At 71.6% G+C, this 21947-nt stretch carries 22 protein-coding genes; 11 read left to right on the top strand and 11 right to left on the bottom strand.

Annotated elements, in window-relative coordinates; translation table 11 throughout:
* Positions 1-22 precede the first annotated feature (22 nt).
* Both AY578_RS21910 and AY578_RS21905 read left to right on the top strand, forming a co-directional pair.
* The gene (locus AY578_RS21910; protein WP_019522243.1) at positions 23-766 is read left to right on the top strand and encodes an alpha/beta fold hydrolase; all 744 of its coding nucleotides are present in this window, start codon (positions 23-25) and stop codon (positions 764-766) included.
* A complete protein-coding gene (locus tag AY578_RS21905; protein WP_136238488.1) occupies positions 763-1266 on the top strand; it encodes an exonuclease V subunit gamma in 504 nt (167 codons plus the stop codon). Before AY578_RS21910 ends, AY578_RS21905 begins: the two co-directional genes overlap by 4 nt.
* Positions 1267-1318: 52 nt before the next feature.
* On the opposite strand, the gene AY578_RS21900 is transcribed toward AY578_RS21905, so the two are convergent.
* Complete coding sequence (locus AY578_RS21900; RefSeq protein ID WP_051101579.1) at positions 1319-2734, bottom strand: purine-cytosine permease family protein; 1416 nt, start codon at positions 2732-2734, stop codon at positions 1319-1321.
* 117 nt (positions 2735-2851) lie between these two features.
* On the bottom strand, positions 2852-4009 hold the full coding sequence (locus AY578_RS21895; RefSeq protein WP_019522246.1) for an FAD-dependent oxidoreductase: 1158 nt from the start codon (positions 4007-4009) through the stop codon (positions 2852-2854).
* Positions 4010-4280: 271 nt separating this feature from the next.
* Between AY578_RS21895 and AY578_RS21890 the strand changes: the two genes are divergently transcribed.
* A complete protein-coding gene (locus AY578_RS21890; RefSeq protein ID WP_136238487.1) occupies positions 4281-5948 on the top strand; it encodes an amidohydrolase in 1668 nt (555 codons plus the stop codon).
* A gap of 5 nt (positions 5949-5953) precedes the next feature.
* Positions 5954-7000: an Lrp/AsnC family transcriptional regulator gene (locus tag AY578_RS21885; protein WP_136238486.1), complete on the top strand. Its 1047-nt coding sequence runs from the start codon at positions 5954-5956 to the stop codon at positions 6998-7000.
* Here AY578_RS21885 and AY578_RS21880 read toward each other — a convergent pair.
* Positions 6997-7890: an NYN domain-containing protein gene (locus AY578_RS21880; RefSeq protein ID WP_019522249.1), complete on the bottom strand. Its 894-nt coding sequence runs from the start codon at positions 7888-7890 to the stop codon at positions 6997-6999. The genes AY578_RS21885 and AY578_RS21880 overlap by 4 nt on opposite strands.
* A 229-nt stretch (positions 7891-8119) precedes the next feature.
* Between AY578_RS21880 and AY578_RS21875 the strand changes: the two genes are divergently transcribed.
* Positions 8120-8272, top strand: coding sequence for a DUF8834 family protein (locus tag AY578_RS21875; RefSeq protein WP_019522250.1), 153 nt, complete (start codon positions 8120-8122; stop codon positions 8270-8272).
* Between the two features lie 72 nt (positions 8273-8344).
* On the opposite strand, the gene AY578_RS21870 is transcribed toward AY578_RS21875, so the two are convergent.
* The 3 genes from AY578_RS21870 to AY578_RS21860 form a co-directional block, all read right to left on the bottom strand.
* The gene (locus tag AY578_RS21870; protein ID WP_019522251.1) at positions 8345-8950 is read right to left on the bottom strand and encodes a MarC family protein; all 606 of its coding nucleotides are present in this window, start codon (positions 8948-8950) and stop codon (positions 8345-8347) included.
* 74 nt (positions 8951-9024) lie between these two features.
* The gene (locus tag AY578_RS21865) at positions 9025-9885 is read right to left on the bottom strand and encodes a PHP domain-containing protein (protein ID WP_026243420.1); all 861 of its coding nucleotides are present in this window, start codon (positions 9883-9885) and stop codon (positions 9025-9027) included.
* Between the two features lie 107 nt (positions 9886-9992).
* A complete protein-coding gene (locus tag AY578_RS21860; RefSeq protein ID WP_026243421.1) occupies positions 9993-10634 on the bottom strand; it encodes a DUF6758 family protein in 642 nt (213 codons plus the stop codon).
* Positions 10635-10838: 204 nt separating this feature from the next.
* Here AY578_RS21860 and AY578_RS21855 point away from each other — a divergent pair, with 204 nt between their 5' ends.
* Positions 10839-12062, top strand: a complete 1224-nt coding sequence (locus tag AY578_RS21855) for an MFS transporter (protein WP_028959358.1) — start codon at positions 10839-10841, stop codon at positions 12060-12062.
* A gap of 42 nt (positions 12063-12104) precedes the next feature.
* Here the strand turns inward: AY578_RS21855 and AY578_RS21850 are convergent, their stop codons facing one another.
* Positions 12105-12689, bottom strand: coding sequence for a suppressor of fused domain protein (locus tag AY578_RS21850; protein WP_019522255.1), 585 nt, complete (start codon positions 12687-12689; stop codon positions 12105-12107).
* A 499-nt stretch (positions 12690-13188) separates the two neighbouring features.
* Here AY578_RS21850 and AY578_RS21845 point away from each other — a divergent pair, with 499 nt between their 5' ends.
* Together AY578_RS21845 and AY578_RS21840 are read left to right on the top strand one after the other, a co-directional pair.
* Positions 13189-14310: a magnesium and cobalt transport protein CorA gene (locus AY578_RS21845; protein ID WP_019522256.1), complete on the top strand. Its 1122-nt coding sequence runs from the start codon at positions 13189-13191 to the stop codon at positions 14308-14310.
* 32 nt (positions 14311-14342) lie between these two features.
* Positions 14343-14855 carry a hypothetical protein gene (locus AY578_RS21840; protein ID WP_028959359.1) on the top strand — a complete coding sequence of 171 codons (513 nt, stop codon included), beginning with the start codon at positions 14343-14345 and terminating at the stop codon, positions 14853-14855.
* Between the two features lie 12 nt (positions 14856-14867).
* Here the strand turns inward: AY578_RS21840 and AY578_RS21835 are convergent, their stop codons facing one another.
* Complete coding sequence (locus AY578_RS21835) at positions 14868-15611, bottom strand: hypothetical protein (protein WP_019522258.1); 744 nt, start codon at positions 15609-15611, stop codon at positions 14868-14870.
* Positions 15612-15830: 219 nt separating this feature from the next.
* On the opposite strand from AY578_RS21835, the gene AY578_RS21830 reads away from it, so the two are divergent.
* The 3 genes from AY578_RS21830 to AY578_RS21820 are packed head-to-tail and all read left to right on the top strand — an operon-like array spanning position 15831 to position 18888.
* Positions 15831-17114 (top strand): magnesium transporter MgtE N-terminal domain-containing protein, encoded by a 1284-nt coding sequence (locus tag AY578_RS21830; RefSeq protein WP_019522259.1) that lies wholly within the window; start codon positions 15831-15833, stop codon positions 17112-17114.
* A complete protein-coding gene (locus tag AY578_RS21825) occupies positions 17104-17712 on the top strand; it encodes a DUF1003 domain-containing protein (protein ID WP_137208014.1) in 609 nt (202 codons plus the stop codon). Before AY578_RS21830 ends, AY578_RS21825 begins: the two co-directional genes overlap by 11 nt.
* Positions 17713-17754: 42 nt before the next feature.
* On the top strand, positions 17755-18888 hold the full coding sequence (locus AY578_RS21820) for an Mrp/NBP35 family ATP-binding protein (RefSeq protein ID WP_026243422.1): 1134 nt from the start codon (positions 17755-17757) through the stop codon (positions 18886-18888).
* A 123-nt stretch (positions 18889-19011) separates the two neighbouring features.
* On the opposite strand, the gene AY578_RS21815 is transcribed toward AY578_RS21820, so the two are convergent.
* From AY578_RS21815 to AY578_RS21805, 3 genes are all read right to left on the bottom strand, one after another.
* Positions 19012-19686 (bottom strand): hypothetical protein, encoded by a 675-nt coding sequence (locus AY578_RS21815; RefSeq protein ID WP_019522262.1) that lies wholly within the window; start codon positions 19684-19686, stop codon positions 19012-19014.
* A gap of 223 nt (positions 19687-19909) precedes the next feature.
* Complete coding sequence (locus AY578_RS21810; RefSeq protein WP_019522263.1) at positions 19910-20344, bottom strand: sec-independent translocase; 435 nt, start codon at positions 20342-20344, stop codon at positions 19910-19912.
* A gap of 162 nt (positions 20345-20506) precedes the next feature.
* Complete coding sequence (locus AY578_RS21805) at positions 20507-21763, bottom strand: S1C family serine protease (protein WP_420341315.1); 1257 nt, start codon at positions 21761-21763, stop codon at positions 20507-20509.
* Positions 21764-21947 lie beyond the last annotated feature (184 nt).

Below are 21947 nucleotides of genomic sequence, written 5' to 3'. Positions count from 1 at the left end.
CCCGGTGCGGGGAACCGTGTTGATGCTGCCCGGCTACACCGGCAGCAAGGAGGACTTCACGCTGGTCCTCGAACCGCTCGCCGCGCGCGGCTACCGTGCCGTCGCCGTGGACGGGCGCGGTCAGCACGGCTCGGACGGTCCCGCCGACGACGAATCCGCGTATGCGCAGGACGAGTTGGCGAAGGACGTGCTGGCGCAGGCGCGCGCCTTCGACGCGCCCGTGCATCTGGTGGGGCATTCGATGGGCGGTCAGATCGCCCGCGCGGCCGTGCTGCTGGACCACACCCCGTTCCGCTCGCTGACCCTCGTCTCCTCGGGAGCCGCGCGCATCTCCGTCTCGCAGGAACAGCGGGTGACGCTGCTGCGCGACGCCCTCACGGTGATGTCGATGGAGGAGTGCTGGGAGGCGATCCTGGCGCTGGGCCCGCCGGAGGAAGTGGGCGGCCCCGCACGGGGAATCGGCGGCCCGGAGCAGCTCCGGACACGCTGGCTGTCCACCCAGCCCGCGCAACTGCTGGTCACGGGAAGGCAGTTGTGCGCGGAACCGGACCGGGTCGCGGAACTGGCCGCCGTCCCGCTGCCGTTCCACGTACTCTCCGGTTCGCACGACGACACCTGGCCGGTCCCCGGCCTCGACGCCATGGCCCGCCGCCTGAAGGCCCGCCGCACGGTGGTCGAAGGCGCGGGCCACACCCCCATGGCCGACCACCCCGCCCCCACGGCACAGTCCCTCGCCGACTTCTACGACACCTTGGCGGTCAGATGAACCACGCCCGCGGCGCGGCCGTACTCCTCCTGCTCTCGGCGGCCGTCGGCTGCACGTCGGAGGAGGCCGCCACGCCTGAACGTGCGGCCTCCTCACCACCGGCCGCCGTTTCCCGCACCAGCCCCGATCCGCTGCCGACCGCCACGGTGGCCGTGCCGGATCTCGACGACCCGGCCGGCACGTACGGTCCCGCCCGCGGCAGCGCGGTCTTCGGCTACGCGGCCGGCGGCCGGGACCTTCCGGTGAGCGTCTCCTTCGAGTGCCAGGGCACCGGAACCCTCCAGGTGCGCATACCCGTGCTGCGCGCGGCCTTCCCCGTCGAGTGCGACCGGGGTGAACCCGTCGCGAAGGGGGGCGACTTCGCCGTCTCGACCTCCCACCTGGCCGGAACCGTGCAGGTGACCGCGCCGTCCGGGGTGACCTGGGCCGGCGCCGTCGCCCGGGCCGAACCCGAGAAGGAGCCCTCCGTCTGGCAGCGCGGGCCGGGCGAAGGGTCCTAGGCACCGCACGGCCGCGCCCGGCCCCCGCACGGGCCGGGCGCGGGGCGCGTCCCTACGCGGGGACACGCACCTCCTCGGCCGGGAGGGAGGCGTCGTGCTGGTCGACGCCCCGGGCGAGGACGTAGTGGAGCACCCCGGAGACGAGGAGTCCGACGGCGAACGCGAGGTCGGCGCCGCCGAGGGCCTTCGTCACCGGGCCCGTGTAGAAGCTGAGGGTGACGAAGGGGATCATGGACACGAAGCCGCCGAAGTAGGCGGTCAGTCCGCGCCAGGCCCAGTGGCCGTAGGCGCCGTGCGGATCGACGATGTCGGCGATGGCGTAGCGGCCGCGCCGGACCACGTAGAAGTCCACGAGGTTGACGGCGGTCCACGGCACCAGCAGATAGCACATGACGGCGATGAAGGTGTGGAAGCTGTCCATGTAGGAGGCGGGCATGCTCAGGGTGATGCCCAGTCCCACCGCGCCCACCACGCACACGCCGACGACGCGGAGCCGCAGGGTGGGGTTCACGCGCCTGATGCCGTCCAGGACCGTGGTGGCGCTGAGCATCGCTCCGTAGGCGTTGACGCCGGAGGTGCCGATCAGCGCGGGCAGGGTGGCGAGGACCGCCACCGCGCCGAAGCCGGGGAAGACGGTGTCGCCGACCAGGTGCAGCTGGCGCAGCGCGTCCGGCGCGGGGACGTAGGAGGCGAAGATCGCGCCGAGGCTGCCGAGCCAGGCGGCGCCGGTGAATCCGCCGAGGAACGTCCAGCCGATCAGCTTGCCGTCGGGGATGTTCTCGGGGAGGTAGCGGGAGTAGTCGGAGACGTAGATGCCGTAGCTGATCTGGTAGCCGCCGGCCGCGGCGAACTGGGCGAGGAAGGCGGCGCCGGAGAACCCGGTGGCGACGGGAGTGGCGTCGCCCATCGGGTAGTGCAGGACGGCCGCGACGGTGACGACCGCGAAGATCGTCATGGTGAGGTAGCTGAAGTACCGCTGCACGGTGTGCAGAAGGTCGTGCCCGACGACGGCGATCACGACCGCCACCACCGCGAGGACGACGTACCAGATCTTCTGGCCCGGCAGGAACATCGACAGCGCGTCGCCGGCCAGCACCATCTGGAAGACGTTGTAGCCGATGTAGATGAAGACGGCCATGGCCAGCGGGAAGATCACCCCGCGCGAACCGAACTGGGCGCGCGACTGGATCATCTGGGGAAGGCCGAGGCGGGGGCCCTGGTTGGCGTGCAGCGCCATGAACAGGGTGCCGAACGCCATGCCGGAGATGACGGCGATCAGCGACCAGCCCATGCCCAGCCCCATGGAGGGGCCGAGGAAACCGATCAGCATGGACGGCAGCATGAAGCCGCCGGTCAGCCAGAACGGTCCCTGGTGCCACGCCTTGCCGTGGCGCTCAGTGGAGGGGACGTGGTCGATCGACCGCCTCTCCACACCGTCCATCAAGGCACCCGAGGGGTTGTGTGCCATACCGGTTTCCTCCTGCTGTCTGCATGATGCTCAAGGGGTCCTTGGTTCCGTGGGGGTGGGTGGTGCTCGGCGGGAGGGGCGCCGCGAGCCGTGCGGCGCCCTGTCCGTACGGGTGGGTCAGCCGGCCCTGCGCAGGCTCGGGCGGACCGACTCGGCGCCCTGGTGTGCGGCGACGTTGACCCGCTCCTGCCAGCGCTTGGACCGTCCGGCCGCCCAGACCAGGGCGGAGCGGACGTCGGCGACGGGGCGCGGCCAGCGGGTGCCGACGCGGCCGTACAGCCGGGAGTAGCGCTGGGTCGCGTCCGTGACGGGACGCTGGCGTGCCTCCCAGGCGAGCAGCCCGCCGGGCACGTCGGTCTGGCCCTCCAGCATCAGGGCGAGGCCGTAGCCGTTGGTCATGGCCAGGCAGGCGGCCTGTCCGAGGTTGGGCGACATGGCGCTGGCGGCGTCGCCGACGAGGGCGACGTGCCCGTTGACCCAGCGGTGGCAGCGGACGTCGGAGAACGAGGCCCAGCGGGAGACGTCCGGAATGCGGTCGAAGATGCTCCGCAGGTGCGGGAACGACTCGGTCCAGGACTCCTTGTTGAACGGCCGCGCGCGTCCGGTGAGGTCGCTGGAGGGGCAGCAGGTGTAGATGTAGACCTGATCGGGGGTGACGGGGACGACGCCCACGCGCCGGCCGCCGTTCCAGTACTCCAGGGCGTTGTCGACGGGGTCGTGCGGCAACCGGGGGATGAGGCTGCGCATGCAGCCGTCCTCCAGGTCGCGGACGACGAGGTTGAGGCCGACCGAGTTGCGCACCGGTGAGCCGACGCCGTCCGCGCCGACGACGAGGTCGGCCTTGAGCACCTTGCCGCTCTCCAGGATCAGCTCGCCCTCGGGGTTGGCGCCCGCGACCAGCGAGCCGGTGACGATCTCGACCCCGGCCTTGGTGGCCGCGTTGGCGAGCGCCCGGTGCAGGTCGGGCCGCAGCACGGTGTACAGGCGGGTGTCGCCGCCCTTCATCCAGTCGTCCTGGAGCCGGCGTTGCCGCTCGTCGTAGAGCCGCCAGCTGTCGATGCGTTCGGCGCGGTGGACGGCCTCGTCGAAGGCGCCGATCTCCTCGAGGACGCGCAGGGCGTTCTCCCACATGAAGATGCCGGCGCCGATCTCGCGCAGCTCACGGCCGCGCTCGTGCAGGCGCACGCTCCAGCCGCGCTGGGCCAGGGCGGTCGCCGTGGTCAGGCCGGCGAGGCCGCCTCCGGCGATCTCGGCGTGACGGGTGGGCGATGACATGGGGCCTCCATGCAGAAGTGACGGGTGCGGATGTCCGGACGCGGTGTCCGGTACGGCGATGCCGTGGGAGATCACCGGGCGAGCGGTGGCGGAAAGGCCGCACACTTCGCGGTGCCCGAACGGAATCAGTCATCGAGTGCGCTGTCAAGGGTCGAATTCGTTACCTGTGACGGCTCAGCGGGTCGAATTAGTCATTGACATGCGGCGGAGCGCGCGATTACGTTCCAGCTTCAACGACAGCCCCGTCGGGCGGACCAGCGAGGAGGCGTACATGAGCGAGGGCACCGCGGAACTCGTCCTGATCTCGGACCAGGTGATCCGGATGACCGAGGGCGAGCCGATGGGCCCCGGCTTCGTCGCCGTACGGGACGGGGTCGTCGTCGCCACCGGCCCCAAGGAGGACGCCGGCGCCCACATCGGCCCCGGCACGCGGGTGCACGACGTCGGGGGCCGTCCCGTCATGCCGGGCTTCGTCGACGTCCACGCCCACATGGAGGTCGCCGCCCGTACGCACTACCAGACCGTCGACTGCCGGGCGCCGCGCTGCGGCTCCGTCGCCGATGTCCTCGCCACGCTCCGCGCCCACCTCGACGAGGCGGTCGACGGCTGGCTGGTCGGCCAGGCCAACCTCTTCTTCGACCAGAAGCTCGCCGACAAGCGTCTGCCGACCCGCGCCGAACTCGACTCGGTCAGCACGGAGGTGGCCATCGCCGTACGCGCCGGCGGCCACATCACCGTTCTCAACAGCCGCGGCCTGGAGCTGGCCGGCATCGACCGCGACTACCGCGAGGCGGACTACAGCATCACCGGACTGCCCACGGTCCTGCGGGACGAGACCGGGGAACCCACCGGCGTCGTCAAGGAGATGGACAACCTCCTGCCGCTCCCCCGGCTCTCCGGAGACGCGCTGCACCACGCCCTCAGGCGAGGCGTGCGCGAGCTGTTCACGGCCCACGGAGTGACCACCATCGGTGAGATCTCCGAATCGGTGGACGGACTGCGGGCCATGGACCGCCTCCACCTGGACGGCGAGCTGGGCGCCCGGCTGCGTGTCTACCTCTGGGCACCCGGCACGGTCTCCCTCGAGGAGGCGTGCGCCCACCGCGAGTGGCTGGATTTCAAGACCCCCGAGGAGCTGCTGCGCGTCCACGGCGTCAAGATGTTCGCCGACGGCGGCTACTCCGCCGCCAGCGCCGCCGTCAAACAGCCCTACGTCAACGACGACCACGCCGGCCACCACCACTGCGGCGAGGTGGCCCTGAGCCCCGGTCAGATCGGTGAGGCGTTGCGGCGTACCGCGGAGGCCGGCCTGCAGCTCGCCGTCCACGCCAACGGCGACCGCGCACAGGAAGAGGTCTGTGAGGCCGTCGCCGCCGCGGGCGGCGCCCCCGCCGGGGTGCCCGCTCCCCGCGTCGAGCATGCCGGCAACTTCCTTCCGGACCCGGCGGCGACCGCGCTGTGGCGCAAGGCGGGCATCATCCCCGTCCCGCAGCCGGTCTTCCTCTACACCTTCGGCGACTTCTTCCCCGCCTACCTCGGCGACTACGGCCGGCTCGGCCGCTTCCCGTTCCGGCGCCTGCTGGACGAGGGCTGGCCGATCACCGGCAGCTCGGACGTCTGGATCGGCTCCGAGGAGCGCGCGACGAACCCGTTCTTCAGCATCTGGTGCACCCTGCGCCGCCGGTCGTTCCTGGGCGAGATCCTCGACGCGGAGCAGGAGATCACCCTCGCCGAGGCCCTGCGCATGCACACCGTCAACGCCGCCCGGACCCTCGGCGAGGGCGACCGCTACGGGTCCCTGGAGGCCGGCAAGTACGCCGACGTCATCGTCCTGGACCGCGACCCCTTCGCCTGCTCGGTGGACGAACTGCTCGACGTCCGCGTCGACGAGGTGTATCTCGCCGGGCGCCTCGTCCACGAAGCCGCGCCGATACGATGACTGCCATGCGCGGCCCCTCCCACCTCGTCTCCGGCTTTCTCGACGGCTCGCTGCCGCTGCCCGGCCAGGACGAGGTGGACGCGCGGCTCACCGAACTCGACCGCCAACTCGTCCGCCTCCTCCAGGCCGACGGACGCCGGTCTTTCGCCGGCATGGCCCGCGACCTGGGCGTGCCGGAGAAGACGGTCCGCCGCAAGGTCAACCAGCTCCTCGACGACAACGTCATCCAGATCACGGCGGTCGCCGACCCCGCCCTCCTCGGCTTCCCGGTGATGGCCCTCGTCGGCCTCGCCTTCGACGGCGGACAGGCCGTCAAACCGCTGATGAACTCCCTCGCGGAGCTGCCCGCCGTCGACTACGCCGTCGTCACCACGGGCCGTTACGACGCGCTGGTGGAGGTGCTGTGCCGTGACACGGCGGAACTGCTGACCGTCGTCCACGACACCCTGGCCAGGACACCGGGCGTCGGATCGGCGGAGGTCTTCCCCTACCTCCAGCTCCACTACCAGGAACCGGCCTGGGACGTCGCCCAGGACAAGGCGGCGCCGGAGCGGACGGAGGAGGGCGAGGGCGCGCAGGCCGCCTCGCTCGACGCCACCGACCGGCAGATCATCGGGGAACTCAGCCTGGACGGCCGGCTCCCCTTCCAGGCCGTCGCGGAGACGGTGGGCATCTCCGAGTCCCAGGTCCGCAAGCGCGTCACCCGCATGATCGGCGACCGCGTCCTGCGCATCACCGCCATCGCCAACCCGCGCAGCCTGGGCTTCGGGATGCAGGTCTGGGTGGCCATACGCTGCCGCCCGGGCCAGGGCATCGAAGCCCTCGCCCGGCTCCTCACCAAGATCCCGTCCATCACCTATGTCGTGGCGTGCGCCGGCCGCTTCGACATCTTCGCCGAGGCCGTCTGCCGTGACGCGCAGGACGTCATGCGCCTGATCGACTCCGAGATCAGAACCCTGCCGGGCGTGGAACGCACCGAACTGCTCATGTGCCTGGACCTGTACTACCGGGCCGTGCGTCCCGCGGAACGGCGGACGGGGGACGGCGCCTAGTACTGCGCCTGCAGGTGGTCCCAGAACCCGTCGCGCAGGGCACGGCGCAGGTCGGCCTGGCCGCGCAGGGAGTACTGGAGGAGGCCCTCGGCCTCGACCAGGAGGTCCTGGTCGACGGAGCCGGGCAGGTAGGGGTGGCCGGGGAGCAGCTCCATCATGGTGTCGCGGCCGCGCGAGACCAGCCACTTCGCGGCGATCTGCGCGCCGACGAAGCGCACGTTCTCGCGGCTGGGCCGGCCGCCCGCCGGTTCGTAGGCGGGTGCCGTGCGCCGGGAGACGTACGGCTTGAAGAAGTCGAGGTCGAGCGTGCGCTGGCTGTCGACCTCCCAGAGCAGCGGCTCGGCCTGGTTGCGGCCCTCCGGCGCCTCGATGCCCCACAGGTGGACGCGGGCGCCGTACCCCTGGGCGGCCTCGACGGCGGAGACCAGGTCCTCGTCGCCGCCGAGCAGGGCCGCGTCGCTGATGGCGCGGTGCCGGGCCAGTGACTCCAGGTCGGAGCGGATCAGGGAGTCGACGCCCTTCTGCTGGTTGTTGGCGTTGAGGTTGCCGAGGCGGACCTTGACGTCGGGCAGTTCGGCGATGGACTGCTGCTCGGCGGTGTGGATGCGGCGCCGGGCACCGTCGTACCAGTAGACGCGCAGCAGCCTGCTGTCGGCGAAGATGGTGCGGGCGCGGTCGATGAGCGCGTCGATCAGCCCTTCGGCGTCGAGGTCGAAGGCGCGGCGGTCCTCCGTCCCCGCGACGAGCCGCCCCGCGGCCGCGTAGAGGTAGCCGGCGTCCACGAAGATCGCGTGCGTCGAGGGCGTCTTGGCCACCTCGGCGAGCATGCGCTGGAGCAGCTCGTTCGTGCGGTCGATACGGGCCTGCAGGGCCGCGAGGTCGTCGTTCATCACCTCTCATTGTTCCGCTCGTCACGCTACGAACACAACCGGTCCCGGTCGGTCCCGTTCGAAAACCCTTACCCGTCAGTATTTAGCCGATCGAAAATTTTCCTTAGCGTAGGGAATGTTTGCACCACGCAGCTCGTTGGACAGAGTGCGGCACACAAGCCCGTCCGGCCTGTGGGCCTTCACCCAGTAGTTCTCCTTCAGGAGGATGACCAGACGAAGGGAGAAGCCCTTGCGCTTCGAAATCATGCGACTCGACGACGTCGACGGCACGACCGTGGACTCGACCGTTGTGGACGCCGCCTCCGTCAACCGCATCGTTCAGCAGGCCGCCGCCATCGGGCAGCGCCTGTGGATCCGCCCGGCCGACACTCCGGCCTCGTAACATCTGTGCGCATGCTTGGGGAGCCCCTGTACCACTCGGGTACGGGGGCTCCGGTGTGTCCGCGGCCGGGCGTCAGGCGCCCTGGATCACCTGCGTGACCCCGTTGATGATCTGCTGCACGGCGATGGCGGACAGCATCATGCCCGCGAGCCGCGTCACCAGGACCACGCCGCCCTCCTTGATGACCCGGATGGTCAGCAGCGAGTAGCGCATCACCAGCCACAGCACGACATGGATGGCGAGGATCGCCGACCAGACCGAGACCTGCGACGCCACGCTGTCGGCCTTCTCCACGGCGAGGATGACCGACACGATCGCGCCCGGACCGGCCAGCAGCGGCATGCCCAGCGGGACCAGCGCGACATTGACGTCCTTGGTCTGCTGCGGCTCGTCGGTCTTGCCGGTGAGCAGGTCCAGCGCGATCAGCAGGAGCAGCAGACCGCCGGCGATCATCAGCGCCGGTATGGAGACGTGCAGGTAGTCCAGGATCTGGTGGCCGAGCAGACCGAAGACGACGATCACACCGCCCGCCACGCACACCGCCTGGAAGGCCATCTGCCGCTGCGCCTTGGCCGGACGGCCCGCGGTCAGCGCGAGGAAGATCGGGGTGATCCCAGGGGGATCCATGATGACAAAAAGGGTCAGGAAGAGAGAGCCGAAGACGGCGACGTCGAACATGACTGCCTAGCGCGAGAACGGAAGTGAGAGAAAAGGGTGGGAGCTGGACACCGGGGCCGGTGGCCCCGCGGGTGTCAGACCGCTCCGCCGGTCCCCGGCACCGGGAACGCCCCGGTCGCGCGCCGCGTGATCTCGCCGTAGACCTCGGGGTCCGTGGAGAACTCGCCGAGGACGCAGGTCTTCCGGCTGCCGTGGTAGTCGCTCGACCCGGTGACCAGCAGCCCCAGCTCGCCCGCCAGGCCGCGCAGCCGCGCCCGGGTGCCGGGGTCGTGGTCCATGTGGTCGACCTCGATGCCGTCGAGCCCGGCCCGGGCCAGCTCCGCGATCGCGGAGTCCGGCACGGTCCTGCCGCGCTTGACCGCGGCGGGGTGCGCGAAGACGGCGACGCCGCCCGCGTTCTTCACCAGCCGTACGGCCTCGAAGGGGTCGGTCTCGTGCTTCGGCACGTACGCCCGGCCGCCGTCGGCCAGCCACTCGGGCGTGAAGGCGTCGCTCACGCTGTCCACCACGCCGAGCTCGACCAGGGCGCTGGCCACGTGCGGGCGGCCCACCGAGCCGTTGCCGGCGATCCGCGCGACCTGTTCCCAGGTGACGGGCACGCCCAGCTCGTTCAGCTTGGCGATCATGCCCTTGGCGCGCGGCACCCGGTCGTCCCGGACCAGCTCGCGCTCGGCGAGCAGGGCGGGCTCCTCGGGGTCGAAGAGGTAGGCCAGCAGATGCATGCTGACGCCGTCCAGGCGGCAGGACAGCTCGGCGCCGGTGACCAGGGTCAGCCCCTGGGGCAGCGCCGCGAGCGCCTCGGCGTGGCCGCGGGTGGTGTCGTGGTCGGTGAGGGCCACGACGTCGAGTCCGGCCGCGGCGGCCTTGCGGACCAGGTCGGCGGGGGTGTCCGTGCCGTCGGACGCGGTGGAGTGGGTGTGCAGGTCGATACGCACGACGCGGTACTCCAAGCGTGACGGATGGACAGGGACGCTCCAGGATAACCGGATTTTCGGCCGCCACCGTCACAGCCGAAACCGTCGAGCGCCCCCTACATCAGCACCTACTTCTCCAGCAGACGCGGAGACAGCGCGCCGCACGGCACCAGCTCCACCTCGGCGCCGGCGTCCCGCAGATCGGCGAGCACCAGCTCGTCGTACATCAGCAGGCCCGACTGCTCGGGCCACACCACGGCCCACAGCCACAGGCCGAGCGCCTCGCCCGCGAACACGGCACGGTCGTCGGGCGTACGGGCGACGTGCCAGAGCGGGGTCGGGCGGCCCGCGGCCAGCACCTTGGCCTGGGGCGGTTTCTCGACGTTCATGTACGGCCCGGGGTCGGGGCCGTCGATGCCCGCGTAGCGCGCGCCGAGTCCGACGCCGAGCTCCTCGGCGACCAGGATGAGCTCACCCATCCCGCCGAGCGGCCCGGGGCCGGTGCACGCGACGGCCGTCGCCCGGCCCCCGCTGCGGTCGTCGCCCGCGGACGCGACACCGGTGAAGAGCCACCCCACCGGCAGCGGCCACGGCATCCACACGGGCACCTTGGTGCGGTGCACGACGACTTCGAGGGCCTCGACACTCGGCGGTATCACGGGCTGCAGCGGGTGCACGGTGCCGTGCACATCGCACTGCCAGGCATCCGAGAAGAGGCCGGGAGCCCTGACCCGGCCACCGCACTTCGGGCAACTGGGTTCGCCCCTCATAGGGCCCCACGGTCCTAGGTCCGCAGCGCCACGTCAAGGACGATCACCCGACCGGGCGGAACGGCGGCTCACGGACCGAGATAGATGTAGCTTGCATTAATTAGGTTGGCTAACCTACTGTTGTATATCCCAACCATCCCGCCGTCCGTCCGGCGCTCCCCTCCGGCGGCCGGCATCCCCCCACGTCCCGGGATTGGAGCACCCATGGACCCCATCGACACGGGATCCGGCAGCATCCTCAGGCAGCCGAAAGCCGTGTGGGCGACCGCAGGCGCGTCCGTCGTCGCCTTCATGGGCATCGGCCTCGTCGACCCGATCCTGCCGTCCATCGCCGAGGGCCTCGACGCGACCGCCGGGCAGGTCTCCCTGCTCTTCACCTCCTATTTCCTGATCACCGCGCTGGCCATGCTGGTGACCGGCTTCGTCTCCAGCCGCATCGGCGGACGCAAGACCCTGCTGCTCGGGCTCGCGCTCGTCGTGGTCTTCGCCGGGCTCTCGGGCACCTCGGGGTCGGTCGGCGAACTGGTCGGCTTCCGCGCCGGCTGGGGACTGGGCAACGCGCTGTTCGTCTCGACCGCCCTCGCCGTCATCGTCGGCGCCGCGGCCGGAGGCAGCGCGGCCGCCATCCTGCTGTACGAGTCCGCCCTGGGCCTCGGCATGGCCTGCGGCCCGCTGGTGGGCGCGCTGCTCGGCGACGCGAGCTGGCGCTACCCCTTCTTCGGCACGGCCGCGCTGATGGCGATCGGCTTCGTGTGCATCACCGCGTTCCTGAAGGAGCAGCCCCGGCCGGCCCGCAAGACCTCGCTGCTGGACCCCGTCAAGGCGCTCGGGCACGGGGGGCTGGCCTCCACGGCGGTCTCGGCGTTCTTCTACAACTACACGTTCTTCACCGTGCTGGCCTTCACGCCGTTCGTGCTGAACATGTCCCCCTACCGCTCCGGCGCGGTGTTCTTCGCCTGGGGCGTGCTGCTCGCCGTGTTCTCGGTGATCGTGGCCCCGCGGCTGCAGAAGCGGTTCGGCTCGCTCCAGGTGCTGGGCGGCTCGCTGGTGCTGCTCGCGGTGGACGTGCTCGTCCTCGGCTACGGCGGCCACACCACGGCGGTCGTGTGCACCGTGGTGTCCGGCGCGCTGATCGGCGTGAACAACACCGTGTACACGGAGCTGGCGCTCGGGGTGTCGGACGCGCCGCGTCCGGTGGCGAGCGCCGGGTACAACTTCGTGCGCTGGTTCGCGGCCGCCGCGGCGCCGTTCTTCGCGCCGAAGATCGAGGAGTGGAGCGACGTCCACATGCCGTTCACGGTCGCCGCGGTGACGGCGGTACTGGGCGCGCTGGTGGTGCTGGTGCGGCGCCGGGCGCTCACCGCCGAGGCCGAGGAGCTCCGGCCCGCGCACGCGACCGAGGACGGCGTGGGCGTCTTCGCCAACTGAGCCCTTCCGGGCGGGCGTTGGTGAGTTTCCTCACTCCGGCGCTCAGTCCAGCGGCACGGACTTCCGGGACGGGTCCCTGAGGTCCGTGCCGTGGTTCAGCCACCGCTCCTGGAGCGCCTGCGCGCCGTGCACGCGCTTCCAGGCGGCCTCGTTCGGCGTCATCGGCAGCAGCGGCAGGAAGCGCACCGGCTCGAGCGGGGCGTCGAGTTCGAGGTCCTCCACCAGCCCGCCCGGCTCGGCGACCAGCACCGAGGTGAACGGGGCGCCCGGCCACAGCGGCTCCGCCACGTCCAGCGAGGCGCCGGGCGCCACGACGAGCCCCTCGACCTGCGGGGACGCAGCGAGCACGGCGAGCGGACGGAGCACCTTGTCGGTGTCGGCGACACCGCCGCGCACGGACAGCACCAGCTCGGCGCGCGGCCCCGCGACCGGGTCCGCGATCACCGCGGTGGGGTCCGTCATGGGCTGCGCGGACATGCCGAGGGTCGCGTAGCGCACGATGTCCCCCTCGTGGAACCGCAGCACCTCGATGCGGTCCGTGCCCAGAAAGGTGACCGCCGCGCGCGCGTCCGGTTCGCCCAGCGCGCTGCGCAGCCGGGCCTCGACCAGAGGAAGAACATCAGCCATGCGGCGAGCATAGAACTCGTCAGTACCGGGCAAAGCAGAGCCTTGACACAGCAGTCGGCTGATACGCTTGGCCGGTGGTTCGGGCAGCACGCATCAAGCGTTCCGACACTGCCTGAACGCCTGTACGACACTCCCCGCTCACAGGGGGAATCCCCCAGGGGATCGCGATCGTCCCTCACGAGGGACCGGCCGGAGGAGGTGGGGCTGACATGGATCGAAGTCGACCGTGCAGTATCACCCGCTCTTCCGCCCGCTGAGGCAGCTGTTCTCCTTTCGGCTCCCGCCTTTCGCTTCGCGCGTCTTCATCGGAAGAGCATTCGTTTCGTTCTGACTGATCTGCCCCAGTAGCTGTATCAGCGACGAAGCTCGCCACCGCGACGGTGCGGTGCTCCCCGCTTTGTGGACGTGCCAAACATGCGCAGTCCAGGACGTCCTCATTCCGGGTTGTTCCACCCGTCGCCCCGGCGCCTTTCGTTGCCCGTTCGCGAAGGAGCCCGCCATGTCGATGATCCGCGACCTGCGCGCCGTGGTCCGTCCCGCCTCCCGCATCTCGCTCCGCAAGGAGAGCGGCCCGTACGAGACCTCGCGGGAGCGCGCGGCGGCCACCGCCGTCGTCGACTGCGCCGTCTACCGGGACGGCCGCCGCCAGGACACCGAGGGCGGCCCGCTCAGCCCCCAGGACGCGATGCGCCGGGTGCGCCGCGACGGGGGCTTCGTCTGGATCGGCCTGCACGAGCCCACGGAGGCCGAATTCGCGGGCATCGCCGCCGAGTTCGGGCTGCACCCGCTGGCCGTGGAGGACGCCGTCCAGGCCCACCAGCGGCCCAAGCTGGAGCGCTACGACGACTCCCTGTTCACGGTCTTCAAGACCGTCCACTACCTCGAGCACGACCGCGTCTCCTCCAGCAGCGAGATCGTGGAGACCGGCGAGGTCATGTGCTTCACCGGACGGGACTTCTTCATCACCGTCCGGCACGGCGGCCAGGGCTCGCTGCGCGCCCTGCGCCACCGCCTCCAGGACGACCCCGAGCTGCTGGCCAAGGGCCCCTCGGCGGTGCTGCACGCCATCGCCGACCACGTCGTGGACGGCTACATCGCGGTCGCCGACGCCATGCAGGACGACATCGACGAGGTCGAGACCAAGGTCTTCTCCCCCGGCCGCAAGGGCACCCCGCGCGGCACCGACGCCGGTGAGATCTACCAGCTCAAGCGTGAGGTGCTGGAGTTCAAGCGGGCCGTGGCGCCGCTGCTGCGGCCGATGCAGCTGCTCTCCGAGCGGCCGATGCGGCTGATCGACCCGGAGATCCAGAAGTACTTCCGGGACGTCGCCGACCACGTGGCCCGGGTGCAGGAGCAGGTCGTCGGCTTCGACGAGCTGCTGAACTCCATCCTCCAGGCCAACCTCGCGCAGGCGTCCGTCGCGCAGAACGAGGACATGCGCAAGATCACCTCATGGGCCGCGATCATCGCCGTCCCGACGATGGTCTGCGGGGTGTACGGCATGAACTTCGACTACATGCCGGAGACCCACTGGAAGTTCGGCTACCCGGTGGTCCTCGGCGTCACGGTCGCCATCTGCCTCGGCATCCACCGCACGCTCAAGCGCAACGGCTGGCTCTGAGACGGCCGGCCCGGCCTGGATAGGCTGGGCGCATGACTGGCGAGCTGCTCGACCGGGCCCTCATCGAGGAGGCCTCGAAGAAGTCCGGCCTCATCTGGGTCGAAGCACCCGGCGTCCCGGCCCGGCCACTGTGGCACGTGTGGCACGAGGGCGCCGCGTGCGTGGTCGGCGACGGCCCCGGCGAACAGCCCCTGACGGGACTCGCCGACGGGGCGCGCGCCGAGGTGACCGTGCGCAGCAAGGACAAGGGCGGCCGGCTGGTCACCTGGACCGCGACCGTCCGCGAACTGGCGTCCGGCTCCGAGGAGTGGACGGCGGCCGTCGACGGCCTCAAGGGCAAGCGGCTCAACGCCCCCGACGGCGAGGCGATGCCGGAGCGCTGGGCCCGCGAGTGCCGCGTGCTGCGTCTGGAGCCGACCGGCGCGACGGGCACGCTGCCCGACGGCGACCTCTCCGCCGCCCCGCTGCCCACCCCGGCGACGACCCGGACGCCGATACCGGCCGGGCTGCCGCGCCTGCTGGCGAAGCGCAAGCGGCGCGGCTGACCTCCGGGGCGCTCAGGACGTCGGGAGCTGCTTGCCGTAGTCGAGGGTGTCGCCCTTGGCGGGCTTCTCCAGCGGGAAGTCGGCGCCCCAGGAGGAGAAGGTGAGCGTGCCGGCCTCCCCGGCGCGCACCAGGCGCAGCGGGTACGGCTTGCCCTCGAGGGAGACGTCCAGGGTGCCGCCGGCGCCGTCGTCGCCGGTGACCCGGACGGTGCGGGTCCCGTCCTGCTCGTGGTGGCCGTCCGTGCTGAGCTTGCCGTGCAGCGTCAGCAACCCGCCGAGCAGCACGTTCTTGTCGGTGAAGCCGATGAACTTGGTGTACGACGGGTCGCCCTTGGGCACCTTGACGTACTTGGAGGCGAGCTTGTCCGCCGCCTTGGAGTCGCCCTTCCCGTCGCCGCCCTTCCCCCAGAAGGCGGCGTCGGCCTTCAGGTAGAGCTCCTGGCCGACCCGCAGCAGCCGGAACGTCTCCCCCTCGGTGCTGACCGAGCCGATGCCGCCCTGCGGCTTCAGCCGCATGTCCAGGTCGTAGCTGCGGCCGCCGGCCTGCACCGAGCCGTGCAGCCGCACCGTGCCCACGGACGCGGCCGCCTTCTGCGCCTTGGTCTGGATCTGGTCGGCGGGGAGTCTGCCGACGCCGTTCGTTCCCTCGTTCGGATCCTCGGAGCATCCCGTGAGCCCCGTCCCCGCCACGAGCAGCGCGCACACGGCGCCGGCCAGCGTGGCCCTGCGGGAACGGCCCGGGGAGATCGGAATCACAGGTGGGCTGCCTCTCTGACGGGGGACCTGAACGGAATACCGCAGAGTACCGGGGCCGGTGGGGCCGGACGGAGTCAGTCCGTCCGGACCGGCCACCAGCGCGGCACCGATCGGGACGGGCTAGCCTGAAGCCCGTCCGAGCGGGCAATCCGGAAAACAGACGCAGCAGGCAGCACACGGCACGGAAGCACACCGCACGCACGCAAAGGAGCCGCCGGAATGGCATCGGGCGCACCCCGGTTCTTCGTCTCGCACATCGCCGGCGTCGCCGTCTTCGACCCGGCGGGCGACCAGGTGGGCCGCGTGCGCGATCTCGTCGTCATCCTGCGTCCGGGCCGCCGTCCGCCCCGGCTGCTCGGCCTGGTGGTCGAACTCTCCACCCGGCGCCGCATCTTCCTCCCCATGACCCGGGTGACGTCCGTGCAGGCCGGCCAGGTCATCACCACCGGCGTGCTCAACGTCCGCCGCTTCGAGCAGCGCCCCACCGAGCGGCTGGTGTTCGGCGAGCTGCTCGACCGGCGGGTCACCCTCGTGGAGACCGGCGAGGAGGTCACCGTCCTGGACCTGTCGGTGCATCAGCTCCAGGCGCGCCGCGAGTGGGAGATCGACCGGGTCTTCGTGCGCAAGGGGAAGAAGGGGGGCGCGTTCCGGCGCGGCAAGGGCGAGACGCTGACCGTGGAGTGGTCCGCCGTCACCGGCTTCTCGCTGGAGGAGGCCGGGCAGGGCGCGGAGAACCTGCTCGCCACCTTCGAGCAGCTGCGCCCCGCCGACCTGGCCAACGTGCTGCACCATCTGTCCCCCAAGCGGCGGGCGGAGGTCGCCGCGGCCCTGGACGACGACCGGCTCGCGGACGTCCTGGAGGAGCTGCCCGAGGACGACCAGATCGAGGTCCTGGGCGTACTGGCGGAGGAGCGGGCCGCGGACGTCCTGGAGGCGATGGACCCCGACGACGCGGCCGACCTGCTGGGCGAGCTGCCGGAGGCGGACAAGGAGCGCCTGCTGAGCCTGATGCGCCCCGCGGACGCGGCCGACATGCGCCGTCTGATGTCGTACGAGGAGCACACCGCGGGCGGTCTGATGACCACCGAGCCGATCATCCTGCGCCCCGACGCGACCGTCGCGGACGCCCTCGCCCGGATCCGCGAGCCGGACCTGTCGCCCGCGCACGCGGCGCAGGTGTACGTGTGCCGGCCACCGGAGGAGACCCCGACCGGCAAGTACCTGGGCACCGTGCACTTCCAGCGGCTGCTGCGCGACCCCCCGTACACGCTGGTCGGCTCGATGCTGGACGACGACCTGCGGCCGCTGGACCCGGAGGCGACGCTGCCCGTGGTCGCCGGGTTCTTCGCCACGTACGACATGGTGGCGGCGCCGGTGGTCGACGAGGCCGGGTCGCTGCTGGGCGCGGTGACCGTGGACGACGTGCTCGACCACATGCTGCCGGGCGACTGGCGGGAGACCGAGTTCCATCTGGAGGAGGGGGAGGTGCCCGATGGCGGGTGAGCGCGACGCCCTGCGTGAGCGGACGCTGGTCGGGGCCACGGCGGCGGGTCGGCCGCGTGCGCCGCGGCTGGACCAGCCGCGCCCTCCCCGGCGGCGGATCCTGCCCGAGTGGGACCCGGACGCCTTCGGGCGGCTCTCGGAGCGCATCGCGCGGTTCCTGGGCACCGGGCGGTTCATCGTCTGGATGACGGTCGTCATCATCCTGTGGGTGCTGTGGAACGTGTCCGCGCCGAAGCACCTGCGGTTCGACGAGTACCCGTTCATCTTCCTGACGCTGGCGCTGTCCCTCCAGGCCTCCTACGCGGCCCCGCTGATCCTGCTCGCGCAGAACCGGCAGGACGACCGCGACCGGGTCAACCTGGAGCAGGACCGGAAGCAGAACGAGCGGTCGATCGCGGACACCGAGTATCTGACCCGTGAGGTCGCCGCGCTGCGGATGGGGCTGGGCGAGGTGGCGACCCGGGACTGGATCCGCTCGGAGCTGGAAGGTCTGGTCAAGGAGCTGGAGATCCGGCAGAACGGCCACAAGGAGCACCACGGTGCGTATCCGGCGATGCGGGCGGAACACCCGCCGGGACGTGACGCAGACGACCGCTGACGTCCTTACCGGCGGGTGTACCAGGAGCCGTACCATCGTCCTATGGCTACGGAAGACGCGGTGCGCGAAGCACTGGCGACGGTGAACGACCCCGAGATCAACCGGCCCATCACCGAGCTCGGGATGGTCAAATCGGTGGATGTCGGTGCGGACGGTGCGGTCGCGGTCACCGTGTACCTGACGGTCTCCGGCTGTCCCATGCGTGACACCATCACGCAGCGCGTGACGGACGCGGTCTCCCGCGTCGAGGGCGTGACCCGGGTCGACGTGACGCTGGACGTGATGAGCGACGAGCAGCGCAAGGAGCTGGCGAACGCCCTGCGCGGCGGGCAGACCGAGCGCGAGGTGCCCTTCGCCAAGCCGGGCAGCCTCACCCGGGTGTACGCGGTGGCGTCCGGCAAGGGCGGTGTCGGCAAGTCCTCGGTGACGGTGAACCTGGCGGCGGCGATGGCGGCCGACGGGCTGAAGGTCGGTGTCGTGGACGCCGACATCTACGGCCACAGCGTGCCGCGCATGCTGGGCGCGGACGGCCGTCCCACCCAGGTGGAGAACATGATCATGCCGCCGTCGGCGCACGGCGTGAAGGTCATCTCCATCGGCATGTTCACCCCGGGCAACGCGCCCGTGGTGTGGCGCGGCCCGATGCTGCACCGTGCGCTCCAGCAGTTCCTCGCGGACGTGTACTGGGGCGACCTGGACGTGCTGCTGCTCGACCTGCCGCCCGGCACCGGCGACATCGCGATCTCGGTCGCGCAGCTCGTGCCGAACGCGGAGATCCTGGTCGTCACGACCCCGCAGCAGGCCGCGGCCGAGGTGGCCGAGCGCGCCGGTTCCATCGCCGTGCAGACCCACCAGAAGATCGTCGGCGTGGTCGAGAACATGTCGGGGCTGCCCTGCCCGCACTGCGGCGAGATGGTCGACGTGTTCGGCACCGGCGGCGGCCAGACCGTCGCCGAGGGCCTGACCCGCACCACCGGCGCCAACGTGCCGGTGCTGGGCGCCATCCCGATCGACGTGCGGCTGCGCGAGGGCGGCGACGAGGGCAAGCCCGTCGTGCTGTCCGACCCTCAGTCCCCTGCGGGCTCGGCGCTGCGGTCCATCGCGGGCAAGCTGGGCGGCCGTCAGCGCGGCCTGTCGGGCATGTCCCTGGGGATCACCCCGCGCAACAAGTTCTGAGGCCCGTACATACGCCGGAGGGCGCCGTCCGCTGCGGACGGCGCCCTCCGGCATTCGCTCGGCTCCTGTGGGAGGCTCGCTCGGCCCTGTGGGGGGGGCTCGCTCATCCCTGTGGGGGCTCATTCAGTCCTGGTAGGCGGCGATGTCCTTCACCACGGCGAAGCCCAGCCCGTACGCGCTCATCCCCCGGCCGTACGCGCCCACGTGGACGCCCGCCTGGGTGGAACCCGCGAGCACCCAGCCGTACGCGGACTCCCGGTAGTGGAACGGCGTGGGCACGCCGTCCACGGGCAGGGACAGCGTCGACCAGTCCTCGCCCTCCAGGTCGTCGGCGAGCACCCAGGCGGTCTCCGTCTGCTGCTCCAGCCAGTCGTCGCGCAGGGTGTGGTCCATCTGGCCGGGCCAGGTGAAGGACAGCAGCCCCACCCCGGCGAGCCAGGCGGCGGAGGACACCGAGGTGGCCTCCAGCAGACCCGTGCCGTCGGCGCTGCGGCGGACCGGGTTGGCCGCCACGGTCACCACGACCGCGAACTTCTCCTTGGCGTCCTGGTCTCCCCCGGCCCCGAACTCGCTGCGGACGGACGGCTCGTCGCCGTGTCCGAGCGATCCGTGCTCCACGGCCCCGTCGGCCGAGAGGCCGACCTGCATCAGCCGGCGCGGCCCCGTGAAGGCCTCGTCGAGGCCGTACCACGGGAAGGGCGCACGCAGGTAGCCGTCGACCGTACGCCGGGCGGAGGGGACCGGTTGTCCGTCCTCCGCGGCCGGCGCCTGCGCGACTGCCGAACTCGTCGTCTCCATGTGCCCGGACGCCTCCTCGCTCTCGTCGGACCGGACGGCCCGCCCCCCTTTCGGGCGTACTCGTCCGTTCCGCACAACAACTCGGCAGCATAACCATCCTGCGGCCACGGGCAGGGAAACCGCCCGCTGGGTGAGGCGTTCGGGCGCCCGGATCAGGCCGTCCGCAGCTCGGGTGGAGTATGAAACGCGTCACGTACGCGCCGGCGCACGCCCCGGGGACCGGTCAGGTGGCGTCCATGTCGAAGGGCGGGCGGTCTCCGGCGGCCGGCGTCTCGGGCTTCTTCACCATGTCCACCCGGCCGCCGGGTGCGGCGGGCGAGGGGGACGGGTCGGTGTCGCGCCCGTGGACGGCGTCCGTGACCTCGGCCATCTCCTTCTTCACGTCGAAGCCGTTGCGGATCTCCTTCAGCCCCAGGTCGTCGTTGTCCAGCTGCTTGCGGATGAACGTCTTGGGGTTGAGGTCCTCGAACTCGAAGTCCTTGAACTCCGGGCCCAGCTCCTGCCGGATGTCCTGTTTGGCGCTCTCCGAGAAGTCCCTGATCTTCCGGATCGTGCGGGCCACGTCCTGGATGACCTTGGGGAGCTTCTCCGGACCGAAGATGAGCACGGCGAGGACGATGAGCGTCACCAGCTCGAGCGGTCCTATGTCATTGAACACCTGAAGCTCCTCGCGATGCCTTCGGTCCTCGGCCCTCGGTGCCGGTCGTTCGCCCTCCGTGGTCCGGGCCGGGTCCACGGTACCCGGACCTCCCGCACCACCGGTACCGTCCCGGCGTCCCGGAGGCGTCGGACGGATGGCGTGCCGGCCGCGGGCGGAGGGTCAGTCTCCGTCGGAGGAGCCGAGCACCAGGGACACCGTGCGTTCCACGCCGTTCCGCTCCAGGGTCAGCTCCAGCCGGTCGCCGGGGCGGTGGGCGCGGGTCTTGACGATGAGTTCCTCGCCGGAGTGCACGGGGCGGCCGTCGACCTTCGTGATGACGTCGCCGGCGCGGATGCCCGCCTTGGCGCCGGGGCCGCCGGTGGTGACCGGGGGGCCGCCGTCGCTGCCCTCGGCCGCCACGCGGGCGCCGTCGCCGTCGTACTCCATGTCGAGGGTGATGCCGATCACCGGGTGCGTGGCCTTGCCGGTGCCGATCAGCTCCTCGGCGACCCGCTTGCCCTGGTTGATCGGGATGGCGAAGCCGAGCCCTATGGAGCCGGACTGGCCGCCCTCCGGGTCCAGGCCGCCGTCGGCGGAGCGGATGGCGGAGTTGATGCCGACCACCCGGCCCTTGCCGTCGAGCAGCGGGCCGCCGGAGTTGCCGGGGTTGATGGGCGCGTCGGTCTGCAGGGCGTCGACGTACGACACGTCGCTGCCGTCGCCCTTCTCGCCGCCGGCGGTGATGGGCCGTTCGCGGGCGCTGATGATGCCGGAGGTGACGGTGCCGGCCAGGTCGAAGGGGGCGCCGATGGCGACGACGGGGTCGCCGACCTGCACGTTGTCGGAGTTGCCGAGCGGCAGGGGGGTGAGTCCGCGGACTCCCTTGACCCGTACGACGGCGAGGTCGTAGCCGCTGTCCCGGCCGACCACGGTCGCCTCGGCGGTGTCGCCGCTGTGGAAGGTGACGGTGATCTCGCCGTTCTTCCCGGCGGGCTCGACGACGTGGTCGTTGGTGAGGATGTGGCCCCGGTCGTCCAGCACGAAGCCGGTGCCGGTGCCGGCGGTGCCGCTGCCGCTGACGTGCAGGGTGACGACGCTGGGCAGCGCCTGCGCGGCGATCCCGGCGACGGAGCCGGGGTCCCTGTCGGGCGCCTCGACACCGGCCTGCGGCAGCTCCACGGCGCCGATGCCGCCGTTGCGCTCCAGCTGCACGCCGACGACACCGCCGGCGACGCCGGACACGAGTGCGATGACGAGGGCGCCGCCGATCAGCGCCCGCCTGCGGCGGCCACGCCGCCGCTTCACGTCCTCCTCGACGGGGTCGGCCTGCTGCAACGGGGCGACCGCCGCCGGGACGGCCCAGGGGTCGTAGCGCGCCCACGGGTCGGCGGCAGGGGCGGCGAGACCCGCCTCGGGAGCCGCCAGGGGCGCGCCCACGGCCACACCGTGCGCCGGGGTGGCCGCCGGATGCTGCACAGGCGGCGCGGGCGCCCACGGCCCGGGCTCGCCGTAGGGCGGGTGCTGTAGGGTTGGGGTCGTGGAGGGGCTGGGTGTGGCGTGGGTGTCGGCGGCCGCGGCGTGGCGCCGTGTTGGCCGGAGGCGGTCGCATCGACACCCGGGC

Source organism: Streptomyces thermocarboxydus (assembly GCF_024760485.1).
Classification (GTDB): domain Bacteria; phylum Actinomycetota; class Actinomycetes; order Streptomycetales; family Streptomycetaceae; genus Streptomyces; species Streptomyces cellulosae.
This window is presented reverse-complemented; position numbering and strand designations above follow the sequence as displayed.